Source organism: Micromonospora sp. NPDC005220, assembly GCF_040607895.1.
Classification (GTDB): domain Bacteria; phylum Actinomycetota; class Actinomycetes; order Mycobacteriales; family Micromonosporaceae; genus Micromonospora.
In genome coordinates, this window is sequence record NZ_JBEXHP010000016.1 from 16399 (window position 1) to 42411 (window position 26013).

At 66.9% G+C, this 26013-nt stretch carries 17 protein-coding genes; 3 read left to right on the forward strand and 14 right to left on the reverse strand.

From position 1 onward, the window contains the following. Positions 1–4: 4 nt before the first annotated feature. Both ABZU52_RS10150 and ABZU52_RS10155 read left to right on the forward strand, forming a co-directional pair. On the forward strand, positions 5–856 hold the full coding sequence (locus tag ABZU52_RS10150) for a sugar phosphate isomerase/epimerase family protein (RefSeq protein WP_354970717.1): 852 nt from the start codon (positions 5–7) through the stop codon (positions 854–856). Positions 857–1160: 304 nt separating this feature from the next. Further along, positions 1161–2651 carry a hypothetical protein gene (locus tag ABZU52_RS10155; RefSeq protein WP_354970718.1) on the forward strand — a complete coding sequence of 497 codons (1491 nt, stop codon included), beginning with the start codon at positions 1161–1163 and terminating at the stop codon, positions 2649–2651. A 389-nt stretch (positions 2652–3040) separates the two neighbouring features. Here ABZU52_RS10155 and ABZU52_RS10160 read toward each other — a convergent pair whose 3' ends face one another. The 13 genes from ABZU52_RS10160 to ABZU52_RS10220 form a co-directional block, all read right to left on the reverse strand. Further along, entirely contained in the window at positions 3041–5632 is a 2592-nt protein-coding gene (locus tag ABZU52_RS10160; protein WP_354970757.1) for a lectin, read from the reverse strand. A gap of 217 nt (positions 5633–5849) precedes the next feature. Continuing rightward, on the reverse strand, positions 5850–6116 hold the full coding sequence (locus tag ABZU52_RS10165) for a hypothetical protein (RefSeq protein ID WP_354970719.1): 267 nt from the start codon (positions 6114–6116) through the stop codon (positions 5850–5852). After that, positions 6113–6412 carry a hypothetical protein gene (locus ABZU52_RS10170; RefSeq protein ID WP_354970720.1) on the reverse strand — a complete coding sequence of 100 codons (300 nt, stop codon included), beginning with the start codon at positions 6410–6412 and terminating at the stop codon, positions 6113–6115. Before ABZU52_RS10170 ends, ABZU52_RS10165 begins: the two co-directional genes overlap by 4 nt. Before the next feature lie 1294 nt (positions 6413–7706). Next, positions 7707–9194 (reverse strand): mannitol dehydrogenase family protein, encoded by a 1488-nt coding sequence (locus tag ABZU52_RS10175; RefSeq protein WP_354970721.1) that lies wholly within the window; start codon positions 9192–9194, stop codon positions 7707–7709. Beyond that, on the reverse strand, positions 9185–10489 hold the full coding sequence (locus ABZU52_RS10180; protein WP_354970722.1) for an enolase C-terminal domain-like protein: 1305 nt from the start codon (positions 10487–10489) through the stop codon (positions 9185–9187). The genes ABZU52_RS10175 and ABZU52_RS10180 overlap by 10 nt, the downstream gene beginning before the upstream one ends. After that, complete coding sequence (gene uxaC / locus ABZU52_RS10185) at positions 10489–11913, reverse strand: glucuronate isomerase (protein ID WP_354970723.1); 1425 nt, start codon at positions 11911–11913, stop codon at positions 10489–10491. The genes ABZU52_RS10180 and uxaC overlap by 1 nt, the downstream gene beginning before the upstream one ends. 60 nt (positions 11914–11973) lie before the next feature. Then, a complete protein-coding gene (locus ABZU52_RS10190; protein ID WP_354970724.1) occupies positions 11974–12762 on the reverse strand; it encodes an ABC transporter permease subunit in 789 nt (262 codons plus the stop codon). 68 nt (positions 12763–12830) lie between these two features. Then, on the reverse strand, positions 12831–13754 hold the full coding sequence (locus ABZU52_RS10195; RefSeq protein ID WP_354970725.1) for a sugar ABC transporter permease: 924 nt from the start codon (positions 13752–13754) through the stop codon (positions 12831–12833). Continuing rightward, positions 13751–14869, reverse strand: coding sequence for an ABC transporter ATP-binding protein (locus tag ABZU52_RS10200; RefSeq protein WP_354970726.1), 1119 nt, complete (start codon positions 14867–14869; stop codon positions 13751–13753). The genes ABZU52_RS10195 and ABZU52_RS10200 overlap by 4 nt, the downstream gene beginning before the upstream one ends. A 27-nt stretch (positions 14870–14896) precedes the next feature. Beyond that, the gene (locus ABZU52_RS10205) at positions 14897–15967 is read right to left on the reverse strand and encodes an extracellular solute-binding protein (protein WP_354970727.1); all 1071 of its coding nucleotides are present in this window, start codon (positions 15965–15967) and stop codon (positions 14897–14899) included. A 275-nt stretch (positions 15968–16242) separates the two neighbouring features. Beyond that, positions 16243–17232 (reverse strand): LacI family DNA-binding transcriptional regulator, encoded by a 990-nt coding sequence (locus ABZU52_RS10210; RefSeq protein ID WP_354970728.1) that lies wholly within the window; start codon positions 17230–17232, stop codon positions 16243–16245. Between the two features lie 130 nt (positions 17233–17362). After that, on the reverse strand, positions 17363–20056 hold the full coding sequence (locus ABZU52_RS10215; RefSeq protein ID WP_354970729.1) for a glycoside hydrolase family 2 TIM barrel-domain containing protein: 2694 nt from the start codon (positions 20054–20056) through the stop codon (positions 17363–17365). A 214-nt stretch (positions 20057–20270) separates the two neighbouring features. Then, positions 20271–22244: a PQQ-dependent sugar dehydrogenase gene (locus ABZU52_RS10220; RefSeq protein ID WP_354970758.1), complete on the reverse strand. Its 1974-nt coding sequence runs from the start codon at positions 22242–22244 to the stop codon at positions 20271–20273. Positions 22245–23076: 832 nt separating this feature from the next. On the opposite strand from ABZU52_RS10220, the gene ABZU52_RS10225 reads away from it, so the two are divergent. Continuing rightward, positions 23077–24636 (forward strand): beta-1,3-glucanase family protein, encoded by a 1560-nt coding sequence (locus ABZU52_RS10225; RefSeq protein WP_354970759.1) that lies wholly within the window; start codon positions 23077–23079, stop codon positions 24634–24636. A 170-nt stretch (positions 24637–24806) separates the two neighbouring features. On the opposite strand, the gene ABZU52_RS10230 is transcribed toward ABZU52_RS10225, so the two are convergent. Next, entirely contained in the window at positions 24807–25997 is a 1191-nt protein-coding gene (locus tag ABZU52_RS10230) for a glycoside hydrolase family 16 protein (RefSeq protein WP_354970730.1), read from the reverse strand. Positions 25998–26013 lie beyond the last annotated feature (16 nt).

Sequence of the window (26013 nt, forward strand, 5' to 3'; positions counted from 1 at the left end):
CCTGATGTACGCCATCGGCGTCAACCCCTGGGTGTGGGCCTCGCCGGTCGACGACAAGGCCCTGGCCGAGCTGATCCCGCGGATCGCCGCGTTCGGCTTCGACGCTGTCGAACTGCCGATCGAGCAGCCCGCTGACTGGGACCCGGCGCGCACCCGGGACCTGCTGGCGGAGCACGGCCTCGTCGCCGCCGGCGTCTGCGCGGTCACCCCGCCGGGGCGGGACCTGGTGAATGCCGCACCGGCCGTGGTCGAGTCGACGGTGGCGTACCTGATGGGCTGCGTGGCGAGCGCGGCGGCCGTCGGCGCTGGATGCGTCGGCGGCCCCGCGTACGCCTCGGTCGGCCGCACCTGGCGGATGTCGCCGGCAGCCCGCGCGGCCTGCTACGCGGAGTTCCGGCGGGCCCTGGCACCGGTGGCCGAGCGGGCGGGTGAGTGCGGCGTGAGCATCGGTGTCGAGGCGTTGAACCGCTACGAGACGAGCGTCGTCAACACGATCGAGCAGACGATCGAGCTGATCGACGGTCTCCCGCCGAACGTCGGCATCATGATCGACACATACCACATGAACATCGAGGAGGCCGATCCCTACGCGGCCCTCGCACTCGCCGGCCCGCACATCAAACACGTCCAGGTCAGCGGCACCAACCGGGGTGCTCCCGGTGGGGACCACTTCGACTGGCCCCGCTTCTTCACCGTCCTTGCGAACACCGGCTACCAGGGCTCGATCTGCATCGAGTCGTTCACGGCAGAGAACGAGACCATCGCGACCGCCGCGGCGATCTGGCGTCCTCTGGCCCCCTCACAGGACCGCCTCGCCACGGACGGCCTGCGCTACCTCCGGGAGATCCTCGGATGACCGCCGCCACCCACCGCCCGCCCGGTCCCGGGGTCCTGCCCGCCACCCGCATCTAGAGTCAGGAGCATCGTCCGGTGTCCTCGCGGCCGGCCGACCTCGGTTGCGCGAGCTCCGCGACAAGCAGCACTGGCCCTCCGGCCGTACGCCGATGGCCGCGTGGGCACGGACGACGACCACTCCGAGTCCCTGGCCCGGCCAGGGTAAACGCCGTCGACTAGTGCAGGCAGGCCCGGCGGGGGACGCCGATGCCCAGCCGGGACGGCGCGTACCATCCGCTGCGGCATCTTCGAAGAGGGGCAGGCCCGTGCACCAGTTCTCGAACTGTCGGCTGCTGTCGCTGACCGCGGCGCTGCTCACCGTCGCCCTCGCCGGTTGTGGCGGCGGGACATCGGCCGAGGGTCCGAGCTGGTCCGACGCCGCGTCGGCGACACCGACGGCCGCCGCCCCTCCGTCAGCCGCCCCTCCGTCCGCCGCCGGTACGCCCACCGCGACCACCGTGAATTGTCCCAACCCCGGCCCGGCCCCGCGCTCGGCCACCGCACTGGACCCGACGGCAGCCACCTACCTCGGGCGAGACGGAGCGGACACAGCCAACGCGGTCGACATCTCCGCCGGCTGTGAGATCGTGGTCGGCGGCCGGTTCACCGGTCTCTCCGGCGGCACCGCCACGACGCTGGGCAAGGGCGGCGCCGGTGCGGTGCTCCGGCTGGACTCCACCGGCCGCAAGCTGATCGGCACGACCCGGCTCGCCGGTGTGGTGGAGGACCTGGAGGTACGCCGCGGCGGCGGCGAAATCGCGGTCGCCACCAATCGGGGCGTGTTCCTGCTCGACGCGCGCGCCACGGCCGCCCGCTGGCAGCGCGGCGGTGCAGCGACCCGGGTCGCGGTCGGAAGCGCGGGCACCGTCGCAGCCGTCTTCGGCGGCACCGTCAAGGTGTACGACCTGAAGGGTGCCACCCTCACCAGCATCCGCCCGGCTGACCGGACGGTGAGCGACGTGGCAGTCGACGACCGCGCCGGACTGGTCTTCGTGAGCGGATCCAGGCAGGTCAATGCGGGCCGCTGTGTGCCGGTGCAGATCGCCTACGTGCACGCCTACGACCAGCGGGGCAAGCTGCGCTGGCGGGCGTACGACCACGCGGCTGACCGGCTCGGCGATCTCTGCGCGGACAGCCGGGCCGACCGGATCGCGCTGGGCCGCGACGGCCGTCTTTACCTGGCCGGGGAGACCGCAGGCGGGACCACCATCTTCAATCGATCCGCCACCGACCCGTCCCGACCGGCACCGAACGTGGTGATCGACTCATTCACCGAGGCGTCCAACACGTCGAACGCGCACCTCACCTACCTGGCCCGGTTTGACCCGGCCACCGGCCGGCAACTTGCCGGGCAGATGCTGCTGGCCCGGATCGACACCAAGGGCGACCAGGGCAACACCATCAAGCCGTATGCGATCACCGCCGACGAGTCCGGCCGGGTGTACGCGGGGGGCGTCTCGGCGTACCAGATCGCCGGCCGGAGCCGGGCCACCCTCGGTGGCGATCGGCTCGCCCCGTACGCCGGCGGGGACGCCTGGGTGCTGGTGCTCTCGGCAGACCTCAAGCGGCGTACCACCTGGACGGTCTTCACCGACGGCGGTGCCGGTGCGGTACGCGGGCTGGCCGCGGGCTCCGGGATCGCGGCCGCCGCGGCCCGGGTGGACAAGGGTCGGTTCTGGCGGACCCGGAGCGTGCAGCCTGGCGGCCTACCCGCCGGAGGCTCCGGCTACCTGGCGGCCTGGCCCGGGCTGTCCTGACTCGACCCGTCACGCGGGCCCGTCATTCGGCGTTGCTGTGGCGGGGTGTCAGCCGTATACGTCCTCGGCGGCTTGGATATCCAGAGCCTCGCGCCCGAAGTAGTCCTTATTCGACGCGGCGAACGCCGCGTTGGTGTTGACCGTCGCCGGTGCTGCAGCCCTGGGCAGGCTTGCGGAGCGTCGTGGCCCGCTGCGGCGGAACTCTGCGCGGCAGTCAGGCCGCCCGAGGCGATGGCGACGGCGGTCGTCGCGGCGAGTGTCGATACCCTCATGTTCACGCCTGTCCTGCTATGTGGAATGCGTGCAATGAGGGCTGCGTCCGACCGCTTCGGGCCCGCGCGACGGCGCAGCGTCCTAGGCGGGCACGGAGTGTCGGCAGAGCCCGACGGCTACGCTCGCACCCACTTCTGGTTGGTGCCGCCGGTGCAAGTCCAGATTGCCAGCAATGTGCCGTTGGCGGTGCCGTGTCCGGTCGCATCGAGACACTTGCCCGACCCGATGTTGACAACGCTGCCGTCGGCGTTGACGTTCCACTGCTGTGCGCTGCTGCCGTTGCAGTCGTAGATCTGGACCGGGGTGCCATCCGCGGTGCCCGAGGTCCGGACGTCCAGGCACTTGTTGCCGTAGACGGTCATCGCCTTGGTCGTGGAGCTTGACGTCCAGGTCTGGTTGCTACCACCGGTGCAGTCCCAGAGCGCGACGACCGTGCTGTTGTTCTGCGATGCGCCCGGGACGTCAACGCAGCGCCCGGACTCCTGGCCCCGCAGCGGCCCGGTGACAGTAGTGCTGCCCGTTCCCGGGTACGACGGTGGGGCTGCGGAGGCACCGGTCGCCCACGAGGTATTCGGGGACGTTCCCAGGGTGAACGCCAGGGTGCCGCCGCCAATCGCGAAGGACTGCGGAAGGAAAGCGTTGTTCCAGTTCGCCCCGTTCAGTGAGGCGCTCTGCACATACGGCGCGTTGGTGGCCGCCTGAGGTGCGGTGATCTGGATTTTGCCACCGCCGCCCAGCGATATCGACACCTCGGTAAACAGTGGACTACCCAGGGCAAGGTCCGAGGTTCCAGGGGTGTTCGGGTAGACCCCCATCGCGGACCACACGTACCAGGCGCTCATGGTGCCGAGGTCATCGTTGCCGACGCCCCAGTTCGCCGGCGAGGTGTTCCACAGCTCGTTCTGCACCTGGCGGACCTTCGCCTGCGTCTTCCAGGGCTGACCGACATAGTCGTACGCCCAGGGCAGGTTCATCGATGGTTCGTTGCCCATGTCGGCCTTGTCGGAGTCGTTACTCTGGCCATGCAGGCTGGACAGCACGTTGTCAAGGTAAGTGATCATGCTGCCGTTGCCGCCCTTGGCGTCGGCGAGGCCGCGCAGGTTGAACGGCACCATGCCGGTGTACTGCCAGGACGTCCCCTCGACCATGTCCGTGCTCTTCTTCGGGTCGAAGTTGGGCCGCCACTGGCCGTTCAGCTGCTTTCCCTGCATGAAGCCGGTGGCGGGGTTGAACACGTTGCGCCAGGACTGGGCCCGGTTGATGAACCGGTCGCGGTTCGACGTGTCTCCCAGCCGGCCGGCCATCGCACCGACGGCAAAGTCGGAGGTGGCGTACTCCAATGTCGTCGCGGTGGGGCCATAGAAGCCGCCCTCGTACGTGCCGTCCGTCGGCAGATAGCCGATCGTGTCGATGTAGCGGTTGCCCTTGCGGACAATGTTTTGAGCGCTGGCCTGCGACACCATCGCGTTCTTCGCCGCGTTGACGTCGAAATTGGTGGCACCGAACGCGTGGTAGTCAGAAATGATGATGGGCGCCGGGTCGCCGTTCATTACGTCGGTGTCCGCGTTGTTCAGTGACCATTTTGGCAGTAAGCCGCTCTGCGCGTAGTCGTTGACCAGGGACTGCGCCGCGTCGCTCGCTGACTGTCGGTCGACGAGGGCGTGCAGTTGGGCCTGGCTGCGATAGATGTCCCATCCGGAGAAGGTCGCATACTGCGCCTTCTGCGCACCACCCACAGTGTGCACCTGGCGGTCGAAGCCGGTGTACTGACCGTTGACGTCGCTGTACACGTTGGGGTGCAGCAACGCGTGGTACAGGGCGGTGTAAAAAATCTTCTGCTGGTCAGTGGTGCCCCCGGCAATCTTGATCCTCCCGAGCATGCCGTTCCAGGCGTTGTGGGCGGCCTGGCGGGTGCCCTCGAAGTCCCAGTTGGGGTTCTCGGCAATCCGATTGGCCGACGCGTTGGAGTCCGACACGAACGAGACGCCGATCTTGGCCAGCACGACACGGTTGCTGCTGGCGTCGAACGTCACCGAGTTGCCGCCACTGAACGAGCCGTTCGAGCTCATGGGCCGGTCGAAGATCATGTTGAAATGCAGCGTGTAGGTCGGACTGGACGCGCAGAAATGCCCCGACGTGATCCAACCACGGACCTCGGTGCTGCTGACGCGGGTGAAGCTCATCGCGTCGGTTCGGGTGCCGGCCGAGCCCAGTTTGAACAAGAGGTTGGCCTGACCCGTGGAGGGGAAAGTGAACCGGGCCATCCCGGAGCGGGTGGTCGCGGTCAGTTCGGTCTTGACGCCATTGCCCAGGGTCACCGAGTACGCGCCAGCGCTCGCCGACTCGGCGCTGTGCGAGAAGCTCGAGGTCGCCGCGCCATTGACTGCGCCGACCGTCGGCAGGATCGGCACGTCGGCCGTGGCGTTGCAACCCGGCCCAGAAATGTGGTTGAGGCTGAAACCGGTGATTGACGTGTCGCTGTAGGCGTAGTTCCCACCCGGCGGACGGGATGGAGTGTCCGGGCTCCACTGCACCATGCCGAACGGCATGACCGCGCCGGGAAAGGTGTTGCCCCCGTTCGAGGTCCCCAACAGGGGGTTGACCAGCGAGGCTGGATCCGTCACCGCGGCATCCGCGTGGGGGTTGGGTGCGGCCACCAACCCGAGCAGAGCGAGGCTGCTGACGACGGGGAAGCACCACCATCGCATCTTCACGGCAGCTCCAAGATCGAATTATCCCTCACGGAGGGCGAGGGAACACTGGCATTCAGGGAACTCGATGCGGAGCTAAATGTCAACGTTGTCACACTACGAGAGCTAACGTTGTCATCAGCCCGTGACCCATCGGTCACACCGACGTCGCCGCTCATGTTCGCCCGCCGTTGGCCCACACGCTGCAACTCCTCGGCGTAGTCACCTTCCGGGGTCACTGCGGCCTGCCGAAGGCGTCGAACGTCGAGGCGCCGAAGTCGCCACGCGTTCCGATCAGGTTCAGTGGGTGGCGGCGGGGAAGCTGCCGCGCGTGGCCGAACAGCACCGCGTGAGCGGTTTCGCGCTGGCGGCATGGCTCGATCTCCCCGCATGCCAGGCACCGGCCGCCGATGTCCGAGCGCAGATGCTGGTCGATCACGCGACGCGCTGTCTCCGCCCCGGCCAACGCCTGTGCCGAAACCGTCGCGCGCACCCTGCTCATTCCGCACCCTCACCGGTCTTGGGCGAGCGTTGCCACCGGGCCGTGATCTGCTCGACGGTCGCGCGACCTGCGTCGGTCAGCCGTAGGGTCAGGTTCCGTTGGTGAGCTACCGCCTCGACCAGCCGTTCGCCAAGCAGCAGGTAGAGGATGGTCCGGACGTCCTTTACCGACACGTCCGGCACCTGCTCGGTCAACTGGCTCACCCGCCAGTCCCGTTCCGGATCGGTCAGCAGCGCCCCGTAAATCTGTTCACGCGGCGGGCTGTGTACGGCCACGGGTGCGTAAAGCGCCTTCATGGTAGGCGACTCTCGGCGGCATCTACGGTTACCTTGAGCGCCCACCGGTCATGCCTGCACAAAAACCGTGGATGGGTGCACGTGCACTCCAGACACGCGGCGCGGAGCCGATCCGGTGCGGCCCGGTGAATCAGCAGAATTCGCTCTGCGTCGTCCGCCGCGTCCGCGTCGCGCCTGTCGGTCTCGATTTTCACGACCATAGCCCGTCCTCACAATCAAAGAATCTGACCTGCTGAGCGCTTTTGCATGAGCTACACCCCGCCGAAGGCCGATAGGTGGATAGCGGCAGAGGCATTGGCGCACTCCTGCCTTATTGGGCGGTGTACCCGCCCACGCGCTACGCGTCGGCCGACCGTGGGTTGTCCCGATCCAGTACCGCACTCGTCACCGTCCACTCTCCTTGTCCAAACAGTGCGGTGGGCCCAGCCAGGCGGAGGCGTGGTCACGTCCGGCAGCGGCTGGCCGCTGGTCCATCCGCTGCTGCTGACAAACTGTGGGGTGCTCACCAGCACGGCGGCACGGTGTAACTCATACACGATCATCTAGACGTACGGCGACCCCGCTACCCGGTGTCATTCGGAAGTTCCGGGGCGTCAATTTTTCGTTTCGCGGGATGTTCCCGGATCAGGGGCGGATGCGTACCGTTCAGCCGATAGGCGTCGATACAGGCTGCTCAAAGTGTGGTGGCATGGTCGAGGAGCGGTTGGAAGGCCTGCGTCGGCAGCAGGCGTGTTCGGCTGCCGAGTTGCGGTGGGCGGGCGAGACGTGGGTTGACGCGGCCGAAATCTTCCAGGCTAGGTTCCGGTTCAATCCTCGCGTGGCGCTTCGGTCGGATGCGGGGGTGGAACCAGGCGCAGGCTGCGAATGAGCCCAAGACCTTGAAGTCTTTCTCGTACTGGGAGATCTGGCCGGGCCGGGGTGGGTACCCGCCGTCAAACAATCTGGTGCGGCTGATTGAGATCTACGCGCCACGGGCCGAGTGCCGAGCCAACACTGCCGGAGATCACCAAGGGAGTGTCCCGCCGGATTGCCCGGCGGGCGTAGCCGATGGCGGCGAGCCCACCGGGCTGCTCGCCGCCGAGCGCTATGCCCGGCCCGCGCATGCCATGCCATGCCAGATGGACAGCTGTCCCGTCGTCAGCCGGGTTGAGACGTCGGCCTGGGGCAGCAACCGGTCCGGAAGGTGCCGGGCGGCATCGAAGCCGGTGATCCGGCCGGAGAGCGTCCCGGTCTGCCGGTGTTCGGCGGCCATTGCGCTTGAGATCGTGGCTGTGTTTGTCCCTGTGGGCGTTGTTCACCACGTGCAAGCCTTGACCGTGGCAGCGGCGCCGTTTGTGCTCAGCGCGTCCAGCCACCCGGTGATGGTGGCGACGAGTTCGGCGTCCTCGGCCAGTTCGGTGGGGAAGATCGCGTCGAGGCGCAGGAGGGCGCGCACTGCGCCGCCCGCCGAGCCGGTCAGGGGCCGGGACGGGTCGATCGAATGCGGAAGTGCGGCCCGGATGACGTCGGCCAGGGGATCCTGCAGCGGTAGAGGCTGACCGTCGTCGGCGACGCCCATCGTGAACCTCATCCAGGCAGCGATGGCCAGGGCCGCATACGCGGGAAGGTCGCCCTGGCGACGCCGGTCGCGAACTGTTCCGACAAGACGTTGGGGAAGCTTCTGCGATCCGTCCATGGCCACCTGCATGGTCCGGTGTTCGATGGCGGGGTTGGCGAACCGCGACAGCACCGTTGCCCCATAGGTGCTCACCCGCACGCCGGCGGGCGGGTTAAGAGTGGGGGTGATGTCCTCGGTGATGAGACGCTGCAGCAGATTCGCCATTCCCGGCAGCGCAAGGGTCTCGGCGATGGTGTCGCAGCCAGCCAGAGCTCCGAGATAGGCCGCCGTCGAGTGGACCCCGTTGAGTATCCGCAGCTTGAGTTGCTCCCAGGGTGTGACGTCGGTGGTCAGGATCGCGCCGGCGGCTTCCCAGGTGGGGCGACCACCGGGGAAGTCGTCGGTCAGCACCCACTGCCGATAGGTTTCGGTGTCGACGGCCGCGAGGTCGCGGACCCCGAGTGTGGTCGCGGCTCGCTGCAGCGTGGATGGTGTGCTGGCCGGAACGATGCGGTCCACCATCGTGCTGGGGTAGGAGACCCAGTCACCGAAGCCGCCGTCGGTGGCGAACTCGACCAGCCCGCGGAGCCGGGAGCCGTTGCCCGGCAGATTGTCGCAGCAGACGATCGCGATGGGCGGTGCACCGGCGGCGGCTCTGGCTCGCAGCCCCCGTACGAGCAGGCCGGGGATGGTGACCGGCGCTCGTTGTCCGGCCAGGTCGGCCCGGATCTCCTCGTCCATGCGTAGCCTCCCCGTGGCGGGGTCGAGACGGTACGCCTTCTCGCTAACCGTGAGAGTGACTACCTTGATCGCCGGGTCGGCGAAGAGCCGGAGCACGTCGTCGGCCTCGGTGGGCAGGTGGCGAGTGCCGGTGAGCGCTCCGACGACCCTGGTCCGCGACGAGTCGCCAGATCGGCTCGTGACGCTGTAGAGGTGGTCTTGGGCTCGCAGCTGCCCGACCAGGTCCGCTGATCGGGGAGCTACCCCGACGATGCCCCAGTCGCCGCCGGCCGCTGCCATCGCCTCCTCGGTGAAAACCGCCTGATGGGCTCGATGAAACGCACCGACTCCGATATGGAGCTGCCCGATCGCATTGTCACCAGGGGTGATCAAGGGACGGGCGGCTGAGGGCAGGACCGACAAGGTCGTGCGGCTCAGCAGCGTCGGCGACGCTTTCACCGCCATGCCGGCCCATTGGGAAACGTGAACTCGGTGACCGACTCAGGCTTCATCGCGACGCTGTAGCCCGGTGAGCGGGGCAGGAGGTAGCGACCGTCGCGGATCTCGACAGGATCGACGAAGTGCTCGTGAAGGTGGTCCACATACTCGATCATCCGACCGTCCAGCGACGTGCCGACGCGAAGGAAGTCGAAGATCGACAGGTGCTGCACATATTCACAGAGGCCGACTCCGCCCGCGTGTGGGCACACGGGCACGCCGAACTTGGCCGCCATGAGGAGTACGGAGAGAACCTCGTTGACACCACCGATGCGGCACGAATCGACCTGGCAGATGCTGATCGCGCGAGCCTGAAGCAGTTGCTTGAAGATGACCCGGTTGGCGGCCACCTCCCCGGTCGCCACGTGGCACCTGCCACCGGGAAGTTGCTCGACAGCCCGGGCGATGCGGGCGTGACCGAGTATGTCGTCGGCGTGCGTCGGTTCCTCGATCCAGTAGGGATCGGCGACGGCGAGGCGGGTCATGTTGGCGATCGCCTCGTCGACGTCCCACACCTGGTTGGCGTCCATCATCAGCAGCGCGTCCGGGCCGATCTCGGACCGGATGATGCCGGCCCGTCGGACGTCGTCGGTGATGTTCCCGCCGACCTTCATCTTCACCGCCCGCCAGCCCTCGTCGACCGCCGCTCGGGTCAGGGCCCGCACCTTGTCGTCGGGATACCCGAGCCAACCCACAGAGGTCGTGTATGCGGGGAATCCCTCGCGTTCGAGCAGCGCGAGCCGCTCGGCGTAACCGGGCTCGGCCTTCGTCAGCAGTTCGATCGCCTCGTCTGGGGTGATCGCGTCGCTGATGTGGCGGAAGTCGACGCAGGCCACCAGCTCGGCGGCCGGCATCTCGGCCAGCAACCGCCACAGGGGGACGCCGGCCAGCCGGGCGCGCAGATCCCAAACGGCATTCACGAGTGCACCGGTCGCCATGTGGATGACGCCCTTCTCCGGTCCGAGCCAACGGAGCTGGGCGTCGGCGGTCAGCGACCGCCAGAATGTGACCGGCGCGGCAAAGATGTCCTCGACCGTCCGACCCACGACGTGGTGCGACAGCGCCCCCACGGCGGCGCAGGTGATCTCATTGCCGCGCCCATTGGTGAAGGTCAACCCGGCCCCGACATGGGGACCGTCGGTGCGCAGCTCCACGTAGGTGGCGGAGTAGTCACCACGATTGATGGCGTCCGAGCCGTCACCGGCGGCGGCGGTCGGGAAGCGGACGTCGTGCACGTCAAGGCCGACGATCGTGATAGTCATCAACTCTCCAGCCGGAATACTCGTTTGGGCAGGTGGTAGGCGAGGTCGGCGATCGTGTCCGCGGCCTCGTCCAGCCGCAGTCGCCGCTGGGCGACCAGAGCGGCGAGGAACGCGGCGTCGACCCTCCGGGCCACGTCGTGACGCACCGGGATTGAGCAGAACGCGCGGGTGTCGTCGACGAAGCCGGCCGTGTTGTAGAAGCCGGCGGTCTCGGTCACGGCCTCCCGGAAGCGGCGCAGTCCTTCCGGGCTGTCGAGAAACCACCAGGGAGCGCCGAGGTAGACCGCGGGGTAGCCACCGGCCAGCGGTGCGAGTTCGCGACTGAAGGTCGACTCGTCAAGGGTGAAGACCACCAACCGCAGCCGTGGGTCGTTGCCGAAGCGGTTCAACATCGGGGACAACGCATCCACGTAGGAGGTCGTCCGCGGCACATCACCGCCGACGTCCCGACCATGCCGGTCGTGCAGCCAGGCATTGTGATTGCGGACAGCACCCGGGTGCAGCTGCATGACAAGCCCGTCCTCGACCGACATCCTGGCGAACTCGACCAGCATGTGAGCCCGGAATCGCTCCGCATCCGCCGGCGTGGCCTTACCGCGCAGTCCTCGCTCGTACAGCGACGAGGCCTGCGCAGGTGTGAGGTCGAGGGTGAGGGCGGAGGGGTGGCCGTGATCGGTGCTGGTCGCGCCGGCCGCGCGAAAGTCGGCACGACGGCGCTCGAGTGCCCGAATGAATCCGGAATAGGTGGTGGTGTCCTCGCCGGTCACCCTGCCGAGTCGGACGACCCGGTCCGACCAGTCCGGCCGATCCTGGTCGACGACATCGTCCGGCCGGAACGTCGTGATCACCCGGCCTCCGGGCCCACCCCACCCGTCGGCGGCCAGCTTCGCGTGCGCGGCCAGGTCGTCCAGAGGTGATTCGGTCGTCGCCAGCACCTCGATGTTGAACTGTGCGAACAATGACCGGGGCCGGAACTCGGTCCGTCCCAGCCGCTCCGCCAGGGTGTCGTACACCGCGTCGGCGGTTGACGGACCGAACGGGGTGTCGACGCCGAACACCTCGGTGAGGGTCTGCTCGAACCACAGCCTCGTTGGTGTCCCGCGGAACAGGTGCCAGTGATCAGCGAAGAGCCGCCAGATCGCGCGTCCGTCCGTCTCGGATGGACCGCCGTCGACTCTGGGCACCCCCAGACGGTCTGGCGTGATGCCCTGGCTCAGCAGCATCCGGGTGAGGTAGTGGTCGGGCACGATGAGCAGCCGGGCCGGGTCCGGGAACGGCTGGTCCTCGGCCAGCAAGCCAGGATCGACGTGGCCGTGTGGGCTTATCAGCGGCAGGTCGCGAACGTGTTCATACAGCTCGCGTGCGAGCTGTCGGACCGTGGGCTCTGTCGGGAACAACAGTGTGTCCGACGCCGGTGCGAACACCAGGGCTCCTCCGGAATTGTCAGGGGATGAGGTCGAGCGGTGGGTGGATCGGACCAGGTGTCAGCGGCCACGTTCGTCCGCGACCCGGGTGACCAACTGGCTGGGGTTGACGAATCGCAGCGCGATGACGAGGAGGGTCAGCATGGTGAGCATGTAGATGACAGCCATCGCGTGGCTGGCCTGCGGCGCTCGGATTCCGGCACCGTAGTACGAGTTGTAGAGGACGACGACGAGCGTTTGGCTGTCGACGCCGGCGGTCAGGTAGGTCAGTTCGAACATGCCGACGGTTCGTACCAGGACCAGGACCGAGGCGGCGAGGACACCGGGGACGAGCAGCGGCAGCAGAATGCGTCGGAAGACGCTCCAGGTCCCGGCGCCGCACATCCGGGCGGCCGATTCGATTTTGGGGTCGATTTGTTCAATGAAAGGCGTCATGGTGAGCACGACGAACGGAATCGAGGGCACGAGGTTTGCCAGGATGACGCCGGTGAGGGAGTTGGCGAGGTCGTATTTGTAGAGGACGGTGGCCAGGGGGATGCCGTAGGCGATCGGGGGGACGATCACCGGCAGCAGGAAGACGAGCATGACGAGGCGCTTGAAGGGAAAGTGCCGACGGGCAAGCACGAAGGCCGCTGGCACTCCGATCGCGGCTGCGATCACGACTACGGCCAGGGACGCCTTGAGGGTTACCAGCAGCACGTTGGCGAGATCGAAGTCGTGCCACGACTCGACCCAGTACTGCGTGGTCAATCCCGTGGGCAACCAGGTGTCGAACCACTGGGTGGAGACCGATTTGACCACGACGGAGCCGACGATCCCGGCCAGGTTCACGAAGAAGAAAGCGATCACGCCCCAGACGAGCCAGGAGGCCGGCCTGCCGGTCAGCCGGCGTCGCGGTGGGGCCGGCGACAGATCCGTCATCCCTTACCTCCCGAGGATCCGCGATAAAGCCGTCCGCGGCCAAGCAGCACGGTGGAGATGACCACCAGCATGACGACTGCCATGATCATGGCGATGGCAGATGCCTTGGAATAGTCGTATTCCTGGTATGCGGCGTCGTAGGCGGCGATTGACATAACGTGGGTGGTGTCTTGAGGGTCGCCGAGCAGCACGGCTGACGGGAACACCGAGAACGCGAGCACGAAGTTGAGGCAGAACGTCATGGCCAGGCCCGGTACCAGCAGCGGGAAGCTGATTGACCGGAAGCGCTGCCACCGGCCTGCGCCAAGGGTCGCGGCGGCCGCTTCGAGGCTCGGGTCGATCCCCGACAGGTAGGACAGGGTCAGCAGGAACGCGAACGGGAAACCGCTCACGACCAGGGAGAGCATGACGCCCCAGTAGTTGTGCAGCAGCGGGACCGGGTGATCGACGTCGGTCAGACCTGCGACCATGAGGACGCGGTTGAGCCATCCCGTTCCGCTGAAATATTCAATCATCCCGGCCGCGGTCAGGACGGTTCCAAGCGTGATCGGGATGACCAGGGCGGTGGTGAGCAGCCTTTTGCCGCGCACCTTGCCGCGTAGTCGATACGCGATGGGCACCGACGCCAGTACGTTGATCAAAGCAGCAGGCAGCCCGATCTTGAGGGTGATCCAGATCGTGGCGCGCTGGTACGGGTCGGTGAAGAAGTTGACGTAGTTGGCCAGAACACCGGTGCCGTGCTTGGGCAGGGGGTGTAGCGACAGGTTCAGGCCGTAGAGGAACGGATAGATGAAGAACGCGATCAGAAACAGCGCGCCGGGCAACAGCAGCAGCAACGACCGGTCGACGCCGCGTTCGGCCAGCCGGTGAGACAGAGCCACCCGGGGGCGGTCGTCGGTGGCAGAGGCGGGGGTCGTCACACCCCGACCTCCGTTCGGTCGGCCTGCTCACTGCCAGCGGCCTGGGAGCCGGGAAAGACCAGGACCTGCTCGGTAGGAATCCAGACCGGCACAACCTCGCCGCGTTCGACGGGGACGTCGGTGCGCAGTTGTAGCGCCTGGCCGTGCGGCAGCCGGGCTTGGACGGAGATCTGACGGCCGTGGTACTCGGTGACCTCGACGCTGACCTCGATCCGGTTCCCACTGGGTCCGGCAGGCGGTTCCCCGACCAGGATGTCGTCCGGCCGGATCGCGACAATGGCCGGACCCGGGCTGAGATCACCCACCGCGAGCCCGGTCAGTTCGACGCCGTGACCGCTGGCGGTGACGGAGGCGCCGACGCCAGCGGTCACCGTCATCGACAGCAGGTTGCGGTAGCCCATGAACCCGGCCACGTAGGCGTTGGCCGGCGATCCGTAGAGCTGCTGGGGCGTGCCCACCTGCTGAACCACGCCCTCGCGGAGTACGACCAGGCGGTCGGCCAGCGACAGGGCCTCCTCCTGGTCGTGCGTCACGTACACGGTGGTAAGGCCCAGCGACTGGTGCAGTCGCCGGATCTCGGTCCGCATGTCCAACCGCAGCGCGGCATCCAGGTTAGACAGCGGCTCGTCCATCAGCACGAGCCGCGGCTCGATCACGATGGCCCGGGCGATGGCCACCCGTTGCTGCTGGCCGCCGGAGAGCTGGCCGGGCAGTCGATCGGCGTAGTCGGTCAACTGCACCAACCGCAGCGCCTCGTCAACCCGGCGGTGGCTCTCCACGCGACCGACGCGGCGCATCTGCAGCCCGAACCCGACGTTGCCCCGGACTGTCAGGTGCGGAAACAAGGCGTAGTTCTGGAAGACCATGCCGAATCCACGGCGCTCCGGCGGAAGTGTGTCGACCCGCTGGTCGTCCAACCAGATACTGCCCTGGGTCAACGGAAGCAGCCCGGCCAGGCAGTTCAACGCCGTCGACTTCCCGCAGCCGGACGGGCCGAGCAGCGCCACGAACTCGCCGCCGGTGATGGTCAGGTTCAGCGTGTCCAGCACGGTCTTCTCGCCGAACCGCCGGCTGACCTGTTGCAGCCGCAACTGGTCGAACCGTTGCTCAGTCATCAGATACCTCACCCAAGCGCCACGGCCTCACTTCTTGGCCGCGCCGATCTCCAGGTCCCACTTGGAGAACGCGATCACCTGCTGCTCCGCGGGCAGCGACGACTCCTGCGGATTGTTGGCGATGAGGGCGTCGTACTCAGGGCGGCCGAATCTGGCGATGGCGTCCTGGCTGGCCTGGGGGGCCATGTCCAGGGTGACGCCCTTGACGGCCGGGCCCGGGTAGAAGTAGCCCTTGTCGAACGCGATCGCCTGCTGCTGGGGGGTCAGCATGTCCTGCAGAAGGCTCAGGATCGCCGAAAGCTTGTCGCTGTTGACACCCTTGGGGACCACCGCGTACTGGGCATCGGTGACCCAGTGGAAGCCCTTCAGGGTGGTGATCTTCGTGGTGTTCGGCACGGTACCGAGCACCCGAGGGTTGATGTCCCAGCCCGTGGTGCTGGCGACCATGTCGACGGTGCCCTTGCCGAGGTTGGTCATGGTGTTCGTCGTTCCCGCCTCGTACGGCCCGGTGTACTGGCCCAGCTCTTTGAGGTACGCCCAGGTCTTGTCCCAACCGGTGGTCGGGCTCTTCGGGTCGACGTCACCCAGGATGTACGGCAGGCCCATCAGGAGCGTGCGGCCGGGGCCGGAGTTCTTCGGCACCGCGTACTGGAATCGGCCGGGATTCGCCTTGGCCCAGGCGAGCAGCTCCTCAGCTGTCGTCGGCGGGTTGGGCACCTTGGCCGGGTTGTACGCGAGAAGCGGGCCCGACGGATACTGCACCAACTCCACGCCGTACCCCTGGGCCAGCTCCTGCATCTTCATGGCCGGGTCGGTGTAGTTCTTCATGTTGGACAGCCGCGAATCGAAGTCCGGCGTCATCCTCGTGAACAGGTTCTGGGAGATGCCGGCCGACAGCCCGTCGGTGCCGGTGAGCACCAGGTCGATGTCGAGTCGGCCCGCGTCCTGCTGGGCCTTGAGTTTCCCCGCCATGTCCGGCGCCTTACCGGTCGACGTGGTGATCCTGCTGACGATGTCGGCGTGTTCCTTGACGAAGTTGTCCAGCATGCCCTGGGTCAGCTGCAGGTTGCCGGCGACGTCAAGAATGTTGAGCGTCACCGGGCGGGACGGTTTGTCGGGAACGGCATCTGCGGAGGTGGGCGCGGTCGTATCGGCGGTTGGTGCGCCACAGGCCGTCGCGAGCGCGGTAAGTGTGACGACGGCTACCAGCCCCAGGCCGAGCCGCCGGCCGGCTCCGACGGACGGTCGTGGACACGACCTGCCATAAGGGAAGCCGGATTTGAATCTGGTGAAGGTACTCATGGGTAGCCCCTTTGCGGGATCAGCGGCGGCGCGGGCGCGTCACCGTGGTGCAGACGGGAGGTCGTCAGGCGTTAGCGGATCGGAGGGACCGTGGTCGTCGCCCGCACGATCAGGTTGGTGCTGAGTTCGCGATGGACGTCGTCGGCGTCTTCGGCGCCGTCGATTCCTGCCAGTAGGAGGTCGACGGCCGCTCGGCCACCGGCCTCCATGGGCATCGCCACCGTGGTCAGCGGTGGAGAGCACACCGCCGCGAAGAGCAGGTCGTCGAAACCCACGACGCTCATGTCCTCGGGCACCCGGACGCCTCGGTGAGCCAGCCGGGACAGAACGCCCAAGGCCATGAGATCGTTGTAGGCCATGATGGCCGTGACGCCACCGGCCACCGCGAGGTCAGCGGCCTGTATGCCACCGTCGAAAGTCGGCTCGAACGGACCGAACTGGATAACGTCGATGTTGTTTCGCGCGGCGGCGGAGCGCATGCCCCGCCGACGCTCCCGGTTTGACCACGACTTGCTCGGCCCGTTGAGGTATGCGCAGCGCCGGTGACCAAGCGCGCCCAGGTGGTCCAGCACCTGGCGGATGCCGTTCGCACTGGCCATCAGGACCGCGGGGATGTCACCTAGCCGACGGTTGAGCAGCACCAGTGACGTTACTTCGGCCAGCGCGTACAACTGCGGATCCGACGCGATCGGGGCGCACATGATCACGCCGTCCACCTGACGGGCCATGGTTCGAACCAGGGCCTGCTCGGAAGCCGAGTCCTCCTCTGCGTCGACGAAGAAGACCGCATAGCCGCTCCGCCGGGCTCTGGCCTGAACTCCCCGTAGCACGCCTGTGTAGAAAGGGTTACTCAGGTCGGACACGACAATGCCCAGGTTTCCGGTGCGCCCCGTGATGAGGCTCCGGGCGGCCGGATTCGGTTGGTAGCTGAGTTCCTTGGCGGCAGCCAGTACCCGTTCACGAGTATCCGGGCGCACCAGGTGCGATGCGCTCAACGCGCGCGACACCGTGGAGGTCGACACCGCCGCTCGCCGGGCAACGTCGTGGATGGTGACCGGCATGGCACTCCTCTGACAATTCGAGCATGTCAAGAGGTCGGCGAGGCGACCTCTTGACATGCTTCTACACGGTCGTTAAGGCAGCGTTAGACGTCGACTTTGTGGACATTCGTCAATGACGATGGAATGTGTTTCAGGTACCGAAGCGGAAGTAGATGCTGCGGTGGTAGTCGCCCGCGCCGACGTTCGGCTGGCTCTCGGGTCCGAGCGCGCCGACACTGTGGAACTTGTTCCCGATCGGCGGGATGCCATCGAGGAATGACAAACTCTTGGAGGGGTAGGGTGCCGTGGTGTTCTTCGGGTCAACGCCGACGGCGGGAGTGAACAAGCGTAGGAAAAGGTTTTCCTCGGCGGCTACCATCGTGATCGTGCCCTCGGTGGTGCTCAGCGCCGCCCAGTAGGTGCGGGCGTGGTAACCCTTGAACTCCGGGTACTGAAAGCCGCTGGCGCCGGTGGCCGTGTTGTTGTATTGCTTCGTCCAGACATCTGTCGACACACCCCGCAGACGGTTCTTGTAGACCCGGTGAGGTCCGTCTCCGAGCCAGGTCAGGCCGCGCACGTTCGCCTCGGGGTAGTCGAAGCCCACCCCGAAATAGTCGTGGTTGCCGGTGCGACGGTAGGTGTATTCCAGCTGCAACCAGCCGTTGGAATCCAGCCGCCACCGCGCCGAGGTCAGATCGCCGGTGTAGGTGGCCTGCACCACCCATCCGGTGCCGTCGCGGAAGTGGCTGAGGCCGGTGAAGGTCGCCGTGCCGTCGGCCGGCGCCGGGCCGTTGGACAATGACACCGTCGCCCCGGCACGCGTCACGCCGGTCAGCCGGCCGTTCGACTTGCCGATGGTGACCTTGGTCGTGCCGGCCGTCATCGTGATGCTCGTCGAGGTCTCGGTGGCGGTGACGCTGCCAGGGATCGGGACCACCAGCCGCCTGGTGAAGTCCGTGGCCTTCTTGATCCGCCACATCCAGCTGGTGACGACGCGTCCGCTCGGATCCGTCGCGGTCAGCGCCAGCGCGTCGGAGTCCAGCCAGTTGGCGGGCAGGTCGAGTGGCAACCCACCGACGGCGCCGGGGGCGATGGCGGGGCCGATGAGAGTGCCCTGCGCGGTAGCCGTGTGTCCCGTGCCGGCCCCGGGCGCTGCGAAGCGCACCAGCTGCCAGTCGAAACGACACTGGTTGAGGTTGGTGAAGTTGTACTGGTTGACAACCTTCACTGTCTTGTCGAATGAGGCGGGAAAGGTCGTGGCGTAGTAGGAAGGGCTGCTGAGCTGGATCGGCGACCAGATGTCGCGGATCGTGAAAAAGCTGCCCTCCTTCTCCCGGAACGGGCCGACGATGCCGTCGGGGGCCAGATTGCCGGCGGTGTCGAGGGCGCCACCCCGGTCGTCGCGGACGACGGTCTCGTCGACCAGCGCCCAGATGAAACCGCCGGCGGCACGCTGCCCGCCACCCATGATCTTCCAGTAGTCGTTGAGCCCTGCGCCTGCGCCGCCGTCGTAGAGCCCGTGCAGGAACTCGGTGGGCATGAACACCGTGCCCCCTGCCGCTTTACTGACCGTGCTGCTGTACGTCTGATAGTGGCTGGTGTCGATGTTGCTGAATGTGCTCCACGGGTGCAGGACCTTGCGCTTCTGGATGTCGTACTGCGCGTAGTCATCGTCGAGGCCGGTATTCCAGCCGCCCTCGTTGCCGTTGGCCCAGAACAGGACGGACGGGTGGTTGACGTCACGGCTGACCATCGCCGCGACCAAGGGCGCGCCGACACCCTCGTCGTAGCGCTTCTGCCAGCCGGCCAACTCGTCGATGACGTAGAGCCCCAGCTCGTCGCACAGATCCAGGAAGTACGCGTCCGGCGGATAGTGGGACATCCGGACGGCGTTCATATTCATGTCTTTCATCAGCGCGATGTCCTGCCGTGCCATCCGCGGGCTGGAGGCGCGGCCCAGGGTCGGCCAGAAGGTGTGCCGGTTGGCCCCCTTGAGCACGATCTTCGTGCCGTTGACGTAGATGCCGTCGCCAGGGCGGACCTCGATCGTGCGGAATCCGAATCTGGTGACGGTGCTGTGTAGCAGCGCTCCGGAGCTGGTCGTGACCGAAATCTCCACCTGGTACAGGTTCGGGGTTTCGGCGCTCCACTGCTGCGGCGACGGAACGGTCGTGGTCAACGTCGCCTTGGTCGCGCTGGAGGGGATCGCCACCGAGAAGGCCCCACCGACTGCGGTGCCGTCCAGGCGCCTTAGCTGCCCGGTCACCCGCCCGGCGGCGCTGACCCCAGCCAACATCACGTCGACGGCGAAGGCGCCGCTGGCCTGCGCGTTCACCGCGACGCGATCGATGTGTACGGCGGGGAAGGCGCGTAGCGAAACCGGCCGGAAGATCCCGCCGAAGTTCCAGTAGTCGCCCCGGCGTTCGGCATCGTTGACCGAGTTGTCAGACGATTCCTTGCTGACGGTCGCCTCGAGAAGGTTGGGCTGTCCCAAGCGCACCAGGGCGGTCACGTCGTAGCGAAATTCGTAGAAGCCACCTCGGTGCCGCGGCCCGGCCGAGGTTCCGTTGACCCACACCTCGGCGTCCGTCATCGCGGCCTCGAAGACCAGGTAGATCCGTCGGCCGGCCCATGAACTCGGCGGGGTGAAGGCGTGGCGGTAGTTGCCCCGCTCGTTGGGGACGAGGTTGTGGCCGTAGTTATAACTGCCGAAGCCGTGAAACTCCCAGTTCGAGGGAGTGGGGATCGTGCTCCACACCCCGCTGCGGCGTCCACTCGTTACTTGAAAGTCCCAGTTGACTGTGTTGTCAGCATCGGTGCCGGTCAGGACCATCGTCTCGGTCACCGGACCTGCGAGTGCCGCGTGTGCCGGCACGGCAGTTCCCAGACCGACAGCTGACAGTCCCGCTGCTCCGGCGCTGGCGGCTCCCATCGCCAGCAGATCGCGACGTTTGATCCTCATGTGCGCGCCTCCCGTCCTTGTGATTGCTGCCTGTTGCTGGATGTGCTTGTGGCCGCGACGGCTACGAAGGAAGGTTCGTAGCCGTCGCGGCTGGCCGTTAGCTGCCCAGGGTGACGTGGAAGATCTTCTCGTTGCTGTTGTTGGGGGTGCTGTCCTTGTCGCCGTTGTTGGAGGTGGTCAGCCACAGACCGCCGTCCGGCGCCGGCTCCACGGTGCGCAGCCGGCCGTAGGTGCCGTTGAAATACGTCTGCACGTTTGTCAGGTTGCCGCCGCTGATCACCGCGCGGTACATGCGGGTTCCCCGCAGGCAGGCGACGTAGAGCACGTCCCGAACGATGGCGATGCCGGAGCAGGAGCCGTCCGAGGTGGGGTAGGTCCGTTTGGGCGCGATGAAGCCGGAGGTGCCACAGCTACCGGAGGTGCCTTCACAGGCCGGCCAGCCGTAGTTGCCACCCCTGGTGATGAGGTTCGTCTCGTCCATGATCCCGTTGCCGAACTCCTGCTCCCAGAGCCGTCCCTGTGAGTCGAAGGCCAGGCCCTGCGGGTTGCGGTGGCCGTAGCTCCACACGTAGTTGCCGAAGGGGTTGTCCGAGGGCACGCTGCCGTCGGCGTTCAGCCGGAGGATCTTGCCGGCGAGGTTGTTGATGTTCTGCGCGTTGTCGCCGTTCTGCGCGTCGCCGGTGCTGGCGTAGAGCTTGCCGTCCGGACCGAACCGCAGCCGGCCGCCGTCGTGGAACTTGTTGCGCAGGATCCCGCTGACCAGCACCTGCTCGGTGCTGGTGTTGAGGACGTTGTTCTGAACCTTGATCCGTACGATCCGGTTGTCGGTAGCTGAGGTGTGCATGATGTACAGCCACTGGTCGCTGGCGTAGTTGGGCGAGATCGCCAGGCCGAGCAGGCCGCCCTCACCGTCGGTGCTCTGCACGTTCGGCACCGTGCCGACGGTGGCCTTCGCGCCGGTGGTGGGGTTGAGGCGGATGATGTCTTTCGCGTCGCGGCGGCCGTAGAGGATGGTTCCGTCCGGGAGCGTGACCAGGCCCCACGGGATGTCGTTGTCGGTCGCGACCTGCCGCACTGTGCAGACCGAACTGCCGCAGGACGCACCGGTGGTCACCGTCACGGTGTTGCTGGCCGGCGACACGTTCGCCTGACCGTCCTGCGCGCGGATGTAGTACTGGTAGCTGGTGCTCGCCGACAGCCCGCTGTCGATGAAGCTGGTGGCGGGCGGCACGGCGCCGGTCCCGCTGACCGTGCCCACCTTGGAGCCGTTACGGAAGATGTCGTAGCTACGGACGCCGATGTTGTCCGTCGATGCTGTCCAGGTCAGCGAGACGGTGGTGCCCGACGCCGAGCCGGCGAGCTGCTGCGGCGTGGTCGGCGGCGTCGTGTCGACCTGGCATTGCGGCGGGGTGATCGACACGGTGGTGCTGGCCTGTGAGACGTTGCCGGCGGCGTCCCGGGCGTTCACGTACAGGCCCCAGGTGGCGCCTGGCACGACGGTGAGGCTGGTCGACAGCGTGCTGCCGCTGACCGTCTTCATCTGCTGGCCGTCGTGGTAGATGTCGTAGAACGCGACGCCCACGTTGTCGGTCGAGGCGTTCCAGGCGAAGGTCACCGAGTCACAGAGCAGGTTGCTGACACGCGCGTTGCCGGGCACCGTCGGCGGCTGGGTGTCGGAGCTGCCGGCGGACGTCGTCCAGCGCTGGTTGCTCTGCCCGTTGCAGGTCCACAGGTCGACCAGGGTGCCGTTGGCCGTGCCGCCGCCGGTGACGTCTAGGCACAGGTTCGATTGGGTGCCGACGATCGTGCCGTCGGCGTTGATTCGCCATTTCTGGTTGGGGCCGCCGTTGCAGGTGTAGATCTGGAGCGTGGCAGGGGCGGTGGTGTCCTGACCCTTGACGTCCAGGCAGCGGGTGTCGTTGAAGATCCGGAACTCACCGGCCAGGGTGAAGTTCCATGCCTGGTTGGCCTGGCCGTTGCAGTCGTAGATGTTGACGGTGGCGCCGAGCGCGTCACTGTTCCCGACCACGTCCAGGCAACGGCCGGAACCGACCCCGACGACGGTGGACACCGCCGCCAAAGCCGGTCCTGCCGGCAACGATGTCAAAGCAGCCACCACGCCAGCCACGGCCAGAAGAGCGACCGCGCGTGAGCGTGGCCGCTTGCGATTGGTCGACATGAACATGTAACCCTCCAGATCGGTCGTCAATGGACTACCCCGCCGCCGATTGCGGGGATGGTGAAATCGATTGCTGGGAGCGGCCGACTCCGTCAGAGCTGTCGCAGCTAGAAGTGCATGTCCTCGTTGCGGCCGGAGGCAGCGCGACGCAGCGGTCCCGCCGGATCCTGAGTGACGTTTGCCGGGGCCGTCACGAACTCCGACGTCGGCCGCAGGCGCGTTCAGCTCCCCGGAACTCCTGCGAGGAGCCGTTGCTTCGTTTGTGTCAACGTTGTCATTGCGTACCGCGATCAGCATGGATCGCTCTTGACCTATGTGTCAAGGGTGCTACGGCAATGTTTCCCGCTCGACCTCAGTCGCCGCGACCGAGGTAGGGGGTCGAGGCTCCCGTCCCTGGCCACGGACGACCAGGTGGTGCTCGACCGCCGCAAGCGGCTGGCTGGCGCCCATGTCCGCGATCAGCTGCACCTGGCGGACGTCGGTGCGCGTCTGAGGTGATCCTCAGCGTGGCCGCAACATCAGGAAACAAGGTTAACGATTGTCGTTGACTTTGCCATCGACGGCTATCACGCTGTGAGAGCGCTCTCTCGACCTCGTCCTGATTGATCCGTCAGGATGGCCAAGCCGATGTCAGGAGGTTTCGGTGAAGAAGAGCTTGTCGATGCTAGACCGCCTCAGGGTGGCTCTCGTCACTACCGCGGCGGTCCTTGTCACCGCTGTTTCGATGCTCACCGCCATGCCGCAGCCGGCCCATGCGGTCGGGCCCGACCTACTGCCCGTTACCGTTACCAACAACTCTGGCCGCGGCGAGGCGGTGTTCCTCTACATCCTTGGACAGGACATCCGCCCCGGTGGCCGACTCGGCTACGTCAACGCTGCCGGACAGTTCTCGGCCTGGCCGGCCGGTGGTCTGCCGCCGACTCCGGCCCCGGACGTGGCGATCCCCGGCCCTGGCGGCGGAAGCAGCGTCACCGTACGCTTCCCGCGGTTCATCTCGGCCCGGATGTACTTCTCCTTCGGCCGGAAGCTGGACTTCCGCCTCAGCCCCGATGGCCTTGTCCAACCCGCGCCGTGGGCCGGCGGTGACCCGAACCGGGACATTCTGTTCGACTGGTCGGAGTTCACCTACAACGACTCAGGCCTGTGGCTCAACAGTTCCCAGGTGGACATGTTCGCCGTCCCGCACGCGGTGAGCGTCACCGGTGCCGACGGACAAACGATCCGCAGCGGTGACCCGGTCGCCAACGGCCGGGAGAACGTGATCAACCAGATCCGGGCCAACCCGGACTTCGCCCGCTCCGTGTACACCCGCTCCGACGGAACCGTCCTGCGGGTCCTCGCGCCCGGCAAGGCGATGGACGCCGGCCTGATGAGCCCGAACTACCTCGACGGGTACATCACCTCAGCGTGGAACGCCTACACAGGCCGAACGCTCACCGTCGTGCCCCGGGTCAACGAGCCGAACCGACGGTTCTTCGGCCGAACCAACGGCAACACCATGGTCTTCACCGACGCGGCAGGCGCCCAGGTCGCCACGGTCGCCAAGCCCAGCACCGCCAACGTCTGGGGCTGCGACGGCGTGTTCAACGCACCGAACACACCGCCGTTCATCGAGCCGGAGATCAAACGCACGCTGTGCACCGCGCTGAACCGAGGCACCCTGGGCACCTCGTCGCAGGAACCGGTGCTGGACGCGAACCAGTTCTACCGCAACAGCGCACCCAACCACTACTCGCGGATCGTCCACGCCAACATGGCCGACGGCAAGGCGTACGGCTTCGCCTACGACGACGTCGGCGGCTTCGAGTCGCTGGTGCACCACGGTGACCCCCGCTCGGCGGCGATCATCCTCTCACCGTTCACCGGCGGCAACCCACCCCCAACCAACCCACCCCCGACGGTCGGCAACACCCTCATCAGCAACTGGCACAACAAGTGCATCGACGTACCGAACCGCAATTTCAACGACGGCCAAGGCCTGATCGTCTGGAACTGCACCGGCGACACCAACCAGCGCTGGGAGTTCACCGGCGGCACCCTACGCACTCAAAACAACAAGTGCATGGACGTCGCCTGGGGCTCCACCGCCGACGGCGCCGCCATCCAGATCGCCACCTGCTCCGGCAACCCCGCCCAACAGTTCGTCCTCAACGGCGCCGGTGACCTGGTCAATCCACAGGCCAACAAGTGCGTCGACATCAAGGACTGGAACCCGAACAACGACGCCGTCCTGCAGCTGTGGACCTGCAACGGCGGCGCCAACCAGAAATGGCGACGGGGCTGACCAACCCGCCGGGGCGGGCGCCCGGAAGAGCACGTACCGAGGCGCCCGTCCCCAGCGATCTACGACCGTCACCACGTCCGTGGGTCGCGGCCCGCCGGCCGGGCGGCCGCTCGCCGTGACTCGCGAGCGGCCGCCCGTACCTGTTGTCTGGCTACGTCGTCAGATGCCCCTCAGCAACGGCCGAGGTCCTCCCACTGCTGGGTCCAGCCTGGCTCGGATCCCTGCGTCCAGTGCCGTGCCCGCCACAGGTGCTTGCCGTCGCCCGACGGCGGGCCGCTCGGGTCGCCGTACCTGCTCTTCTCGTGCTTCACGGTCTGGCCGCCGGTGTAGGTGGTGCCGAAGGCCCACTCCGGTGCGGTGGAACAGTCGCCGGCCGACGGCGGTGTGGTGGGCGGTGTCGTCGGCGGAGTGGTGGGTGGAGTGGTCGGTGGGTTCGTCGGGTTGGAGCAGGTGCCCGAGGTGGCGACCGTGTCCGCGAACGTGCTGCCCGCCGAGCGGTACGCCGCCGTCTTCGACGTCACCTGCGCGGGGGTGAGCGCCTGGTTCTTCGCGAACAACACCCAGTCGACCTGCTGGATGTAGGTGCTCAGCCCGCCGGTGTGGGTCGCCGTGTCGATGAACCAGAGGTTCCAGTTGATCGTCATGGTCTGCCGGGGGTAGAACTTGCCCGAGTGGTCGCCCACCTGGACGCCGTCGATGTAGTAGGTGACATGGCCGTTGGCCACCGTCGCCACCAGGTCGTGCCAGCCGTTGAGGCTGCTGCGCTGCTCGGAGTGCTGGTTGTCCGCGAACCAGGGTTCGTTGCGGTACGTGTACCAGGTGGTCTGGTAGTTGATCGGGCCGGTCTCACCCCACCCGCCGTTGGGCAGGTACTCGGAGATGTCCAGTTCGCTATACGTGGGGTCGAGGTCGCCGTTGAGTGGGCTGATCGTGAAGAAGGTCTGGTTGATGTGGTCGCCGTCGTTCCCGCTGACCGGCGTGTCGGTGAAGCGCACCCGACTGGCGTACGTGCCCTCGAGGTAACGCTTCTGGGTGCTGTAGAGCTCCGCGTGGTTGGTGCCGGCGCCGGTGCCGTCGGTTGAGGCGGTGAGCTGCATGACCTTCTGACCGTTGGCGGTGGGGAAGGTGATGCTGTTCGCCGACCAGGTCGCCCCGGGTACGCCCGGGCCGCCGGAGTAGCTGCGCGGGGTCCAGCCGTGCGCGGTCAGGGAACTGTCGCTCGACGAGGCGTAGGAGAAGTCGTCGAACAGGTAGCCGCATTCGGCGGCAGAGGCGTTCGGGGCGCTGGCGAAGACCGCGAGTGTGCCGAGCAGCGCGACTGCTCCCGCAAACCCAATAGATCTACGTTTGTCGATGTGCATGAGCGGGGTCCTCCGA

Coding starts and splice junctions, on each gene's coding strand:
- ABZU52_RS10225 (WP_354970759.1), top strand. CDS start 23,077: ATGCTCACCGCCATGCCGCAGCCGGCCCATGCGGTCGGGCCCGACCTA.
- ABZU52_RS10170 (WP_354970720.1), bottom strand. CDS start 6,412: ATGAAGGCGCTTTACGCACCCGTGGCCGTACACAGCCCGCCGCGTGAA.
- ABZU52_RS10160 (WP_354970757.1), bottom strand. CDS start 5,632: ATGCGATGGTGGTGCTTCCCCGTCGTCAGCAGCCTCGCTCTGCTCGGG.
- ABZU52_RS10165 (WP_354970719.1), bottom strand. CDS start 6,116: ATGAGCAGGGTGCGCGCGACGGTTTCGGCACAGGCGTTGGCCGGGGCG.
- ABZU52_RS10210 (WP_354970728.1), bottom strand. CDS start 17,232: ATGCCGGTCACCATCCACGACGTTGCCCGGCGAGCGGCGGTGTCGACC.
- ABZU52_RS10150 (WP_354970717.1), top strand. CDS start 5: ATGTACGCCATCGGCGTCAACCCCTGGGTGTGGGCCTCGCCGGTCGAC.
- ABZU52_RS10180 (WP_354970722.1), bottom strand. CDS start 10,489: ATGACTATCACGATCGTCGGCCTTGACGTGCACGACGTCCGCTTCCCG.
- ABZU52_RS10200 (WP_354970726.1), bottom strand. CDS start 14,869: ATGACTGAGCAACGGTTCGACCAGTTGCGGCTGCAACAGGTCAGCCGG.
- ABZU52_RS10175 (WP_354970721.1), bottom strand. CDS start 9,194: ATGGCGGTGAAAGCGTCGCCGACGCTGCTGAGCCGCACGACCTTGTCG.
- ABZU52_RS10230 (WP_354970730.1), bottom strand. CDS start 25,997: ATGCACATCGACAAACGTAGATCTATTGGGTTTGCGGGAGCAGTCGCG.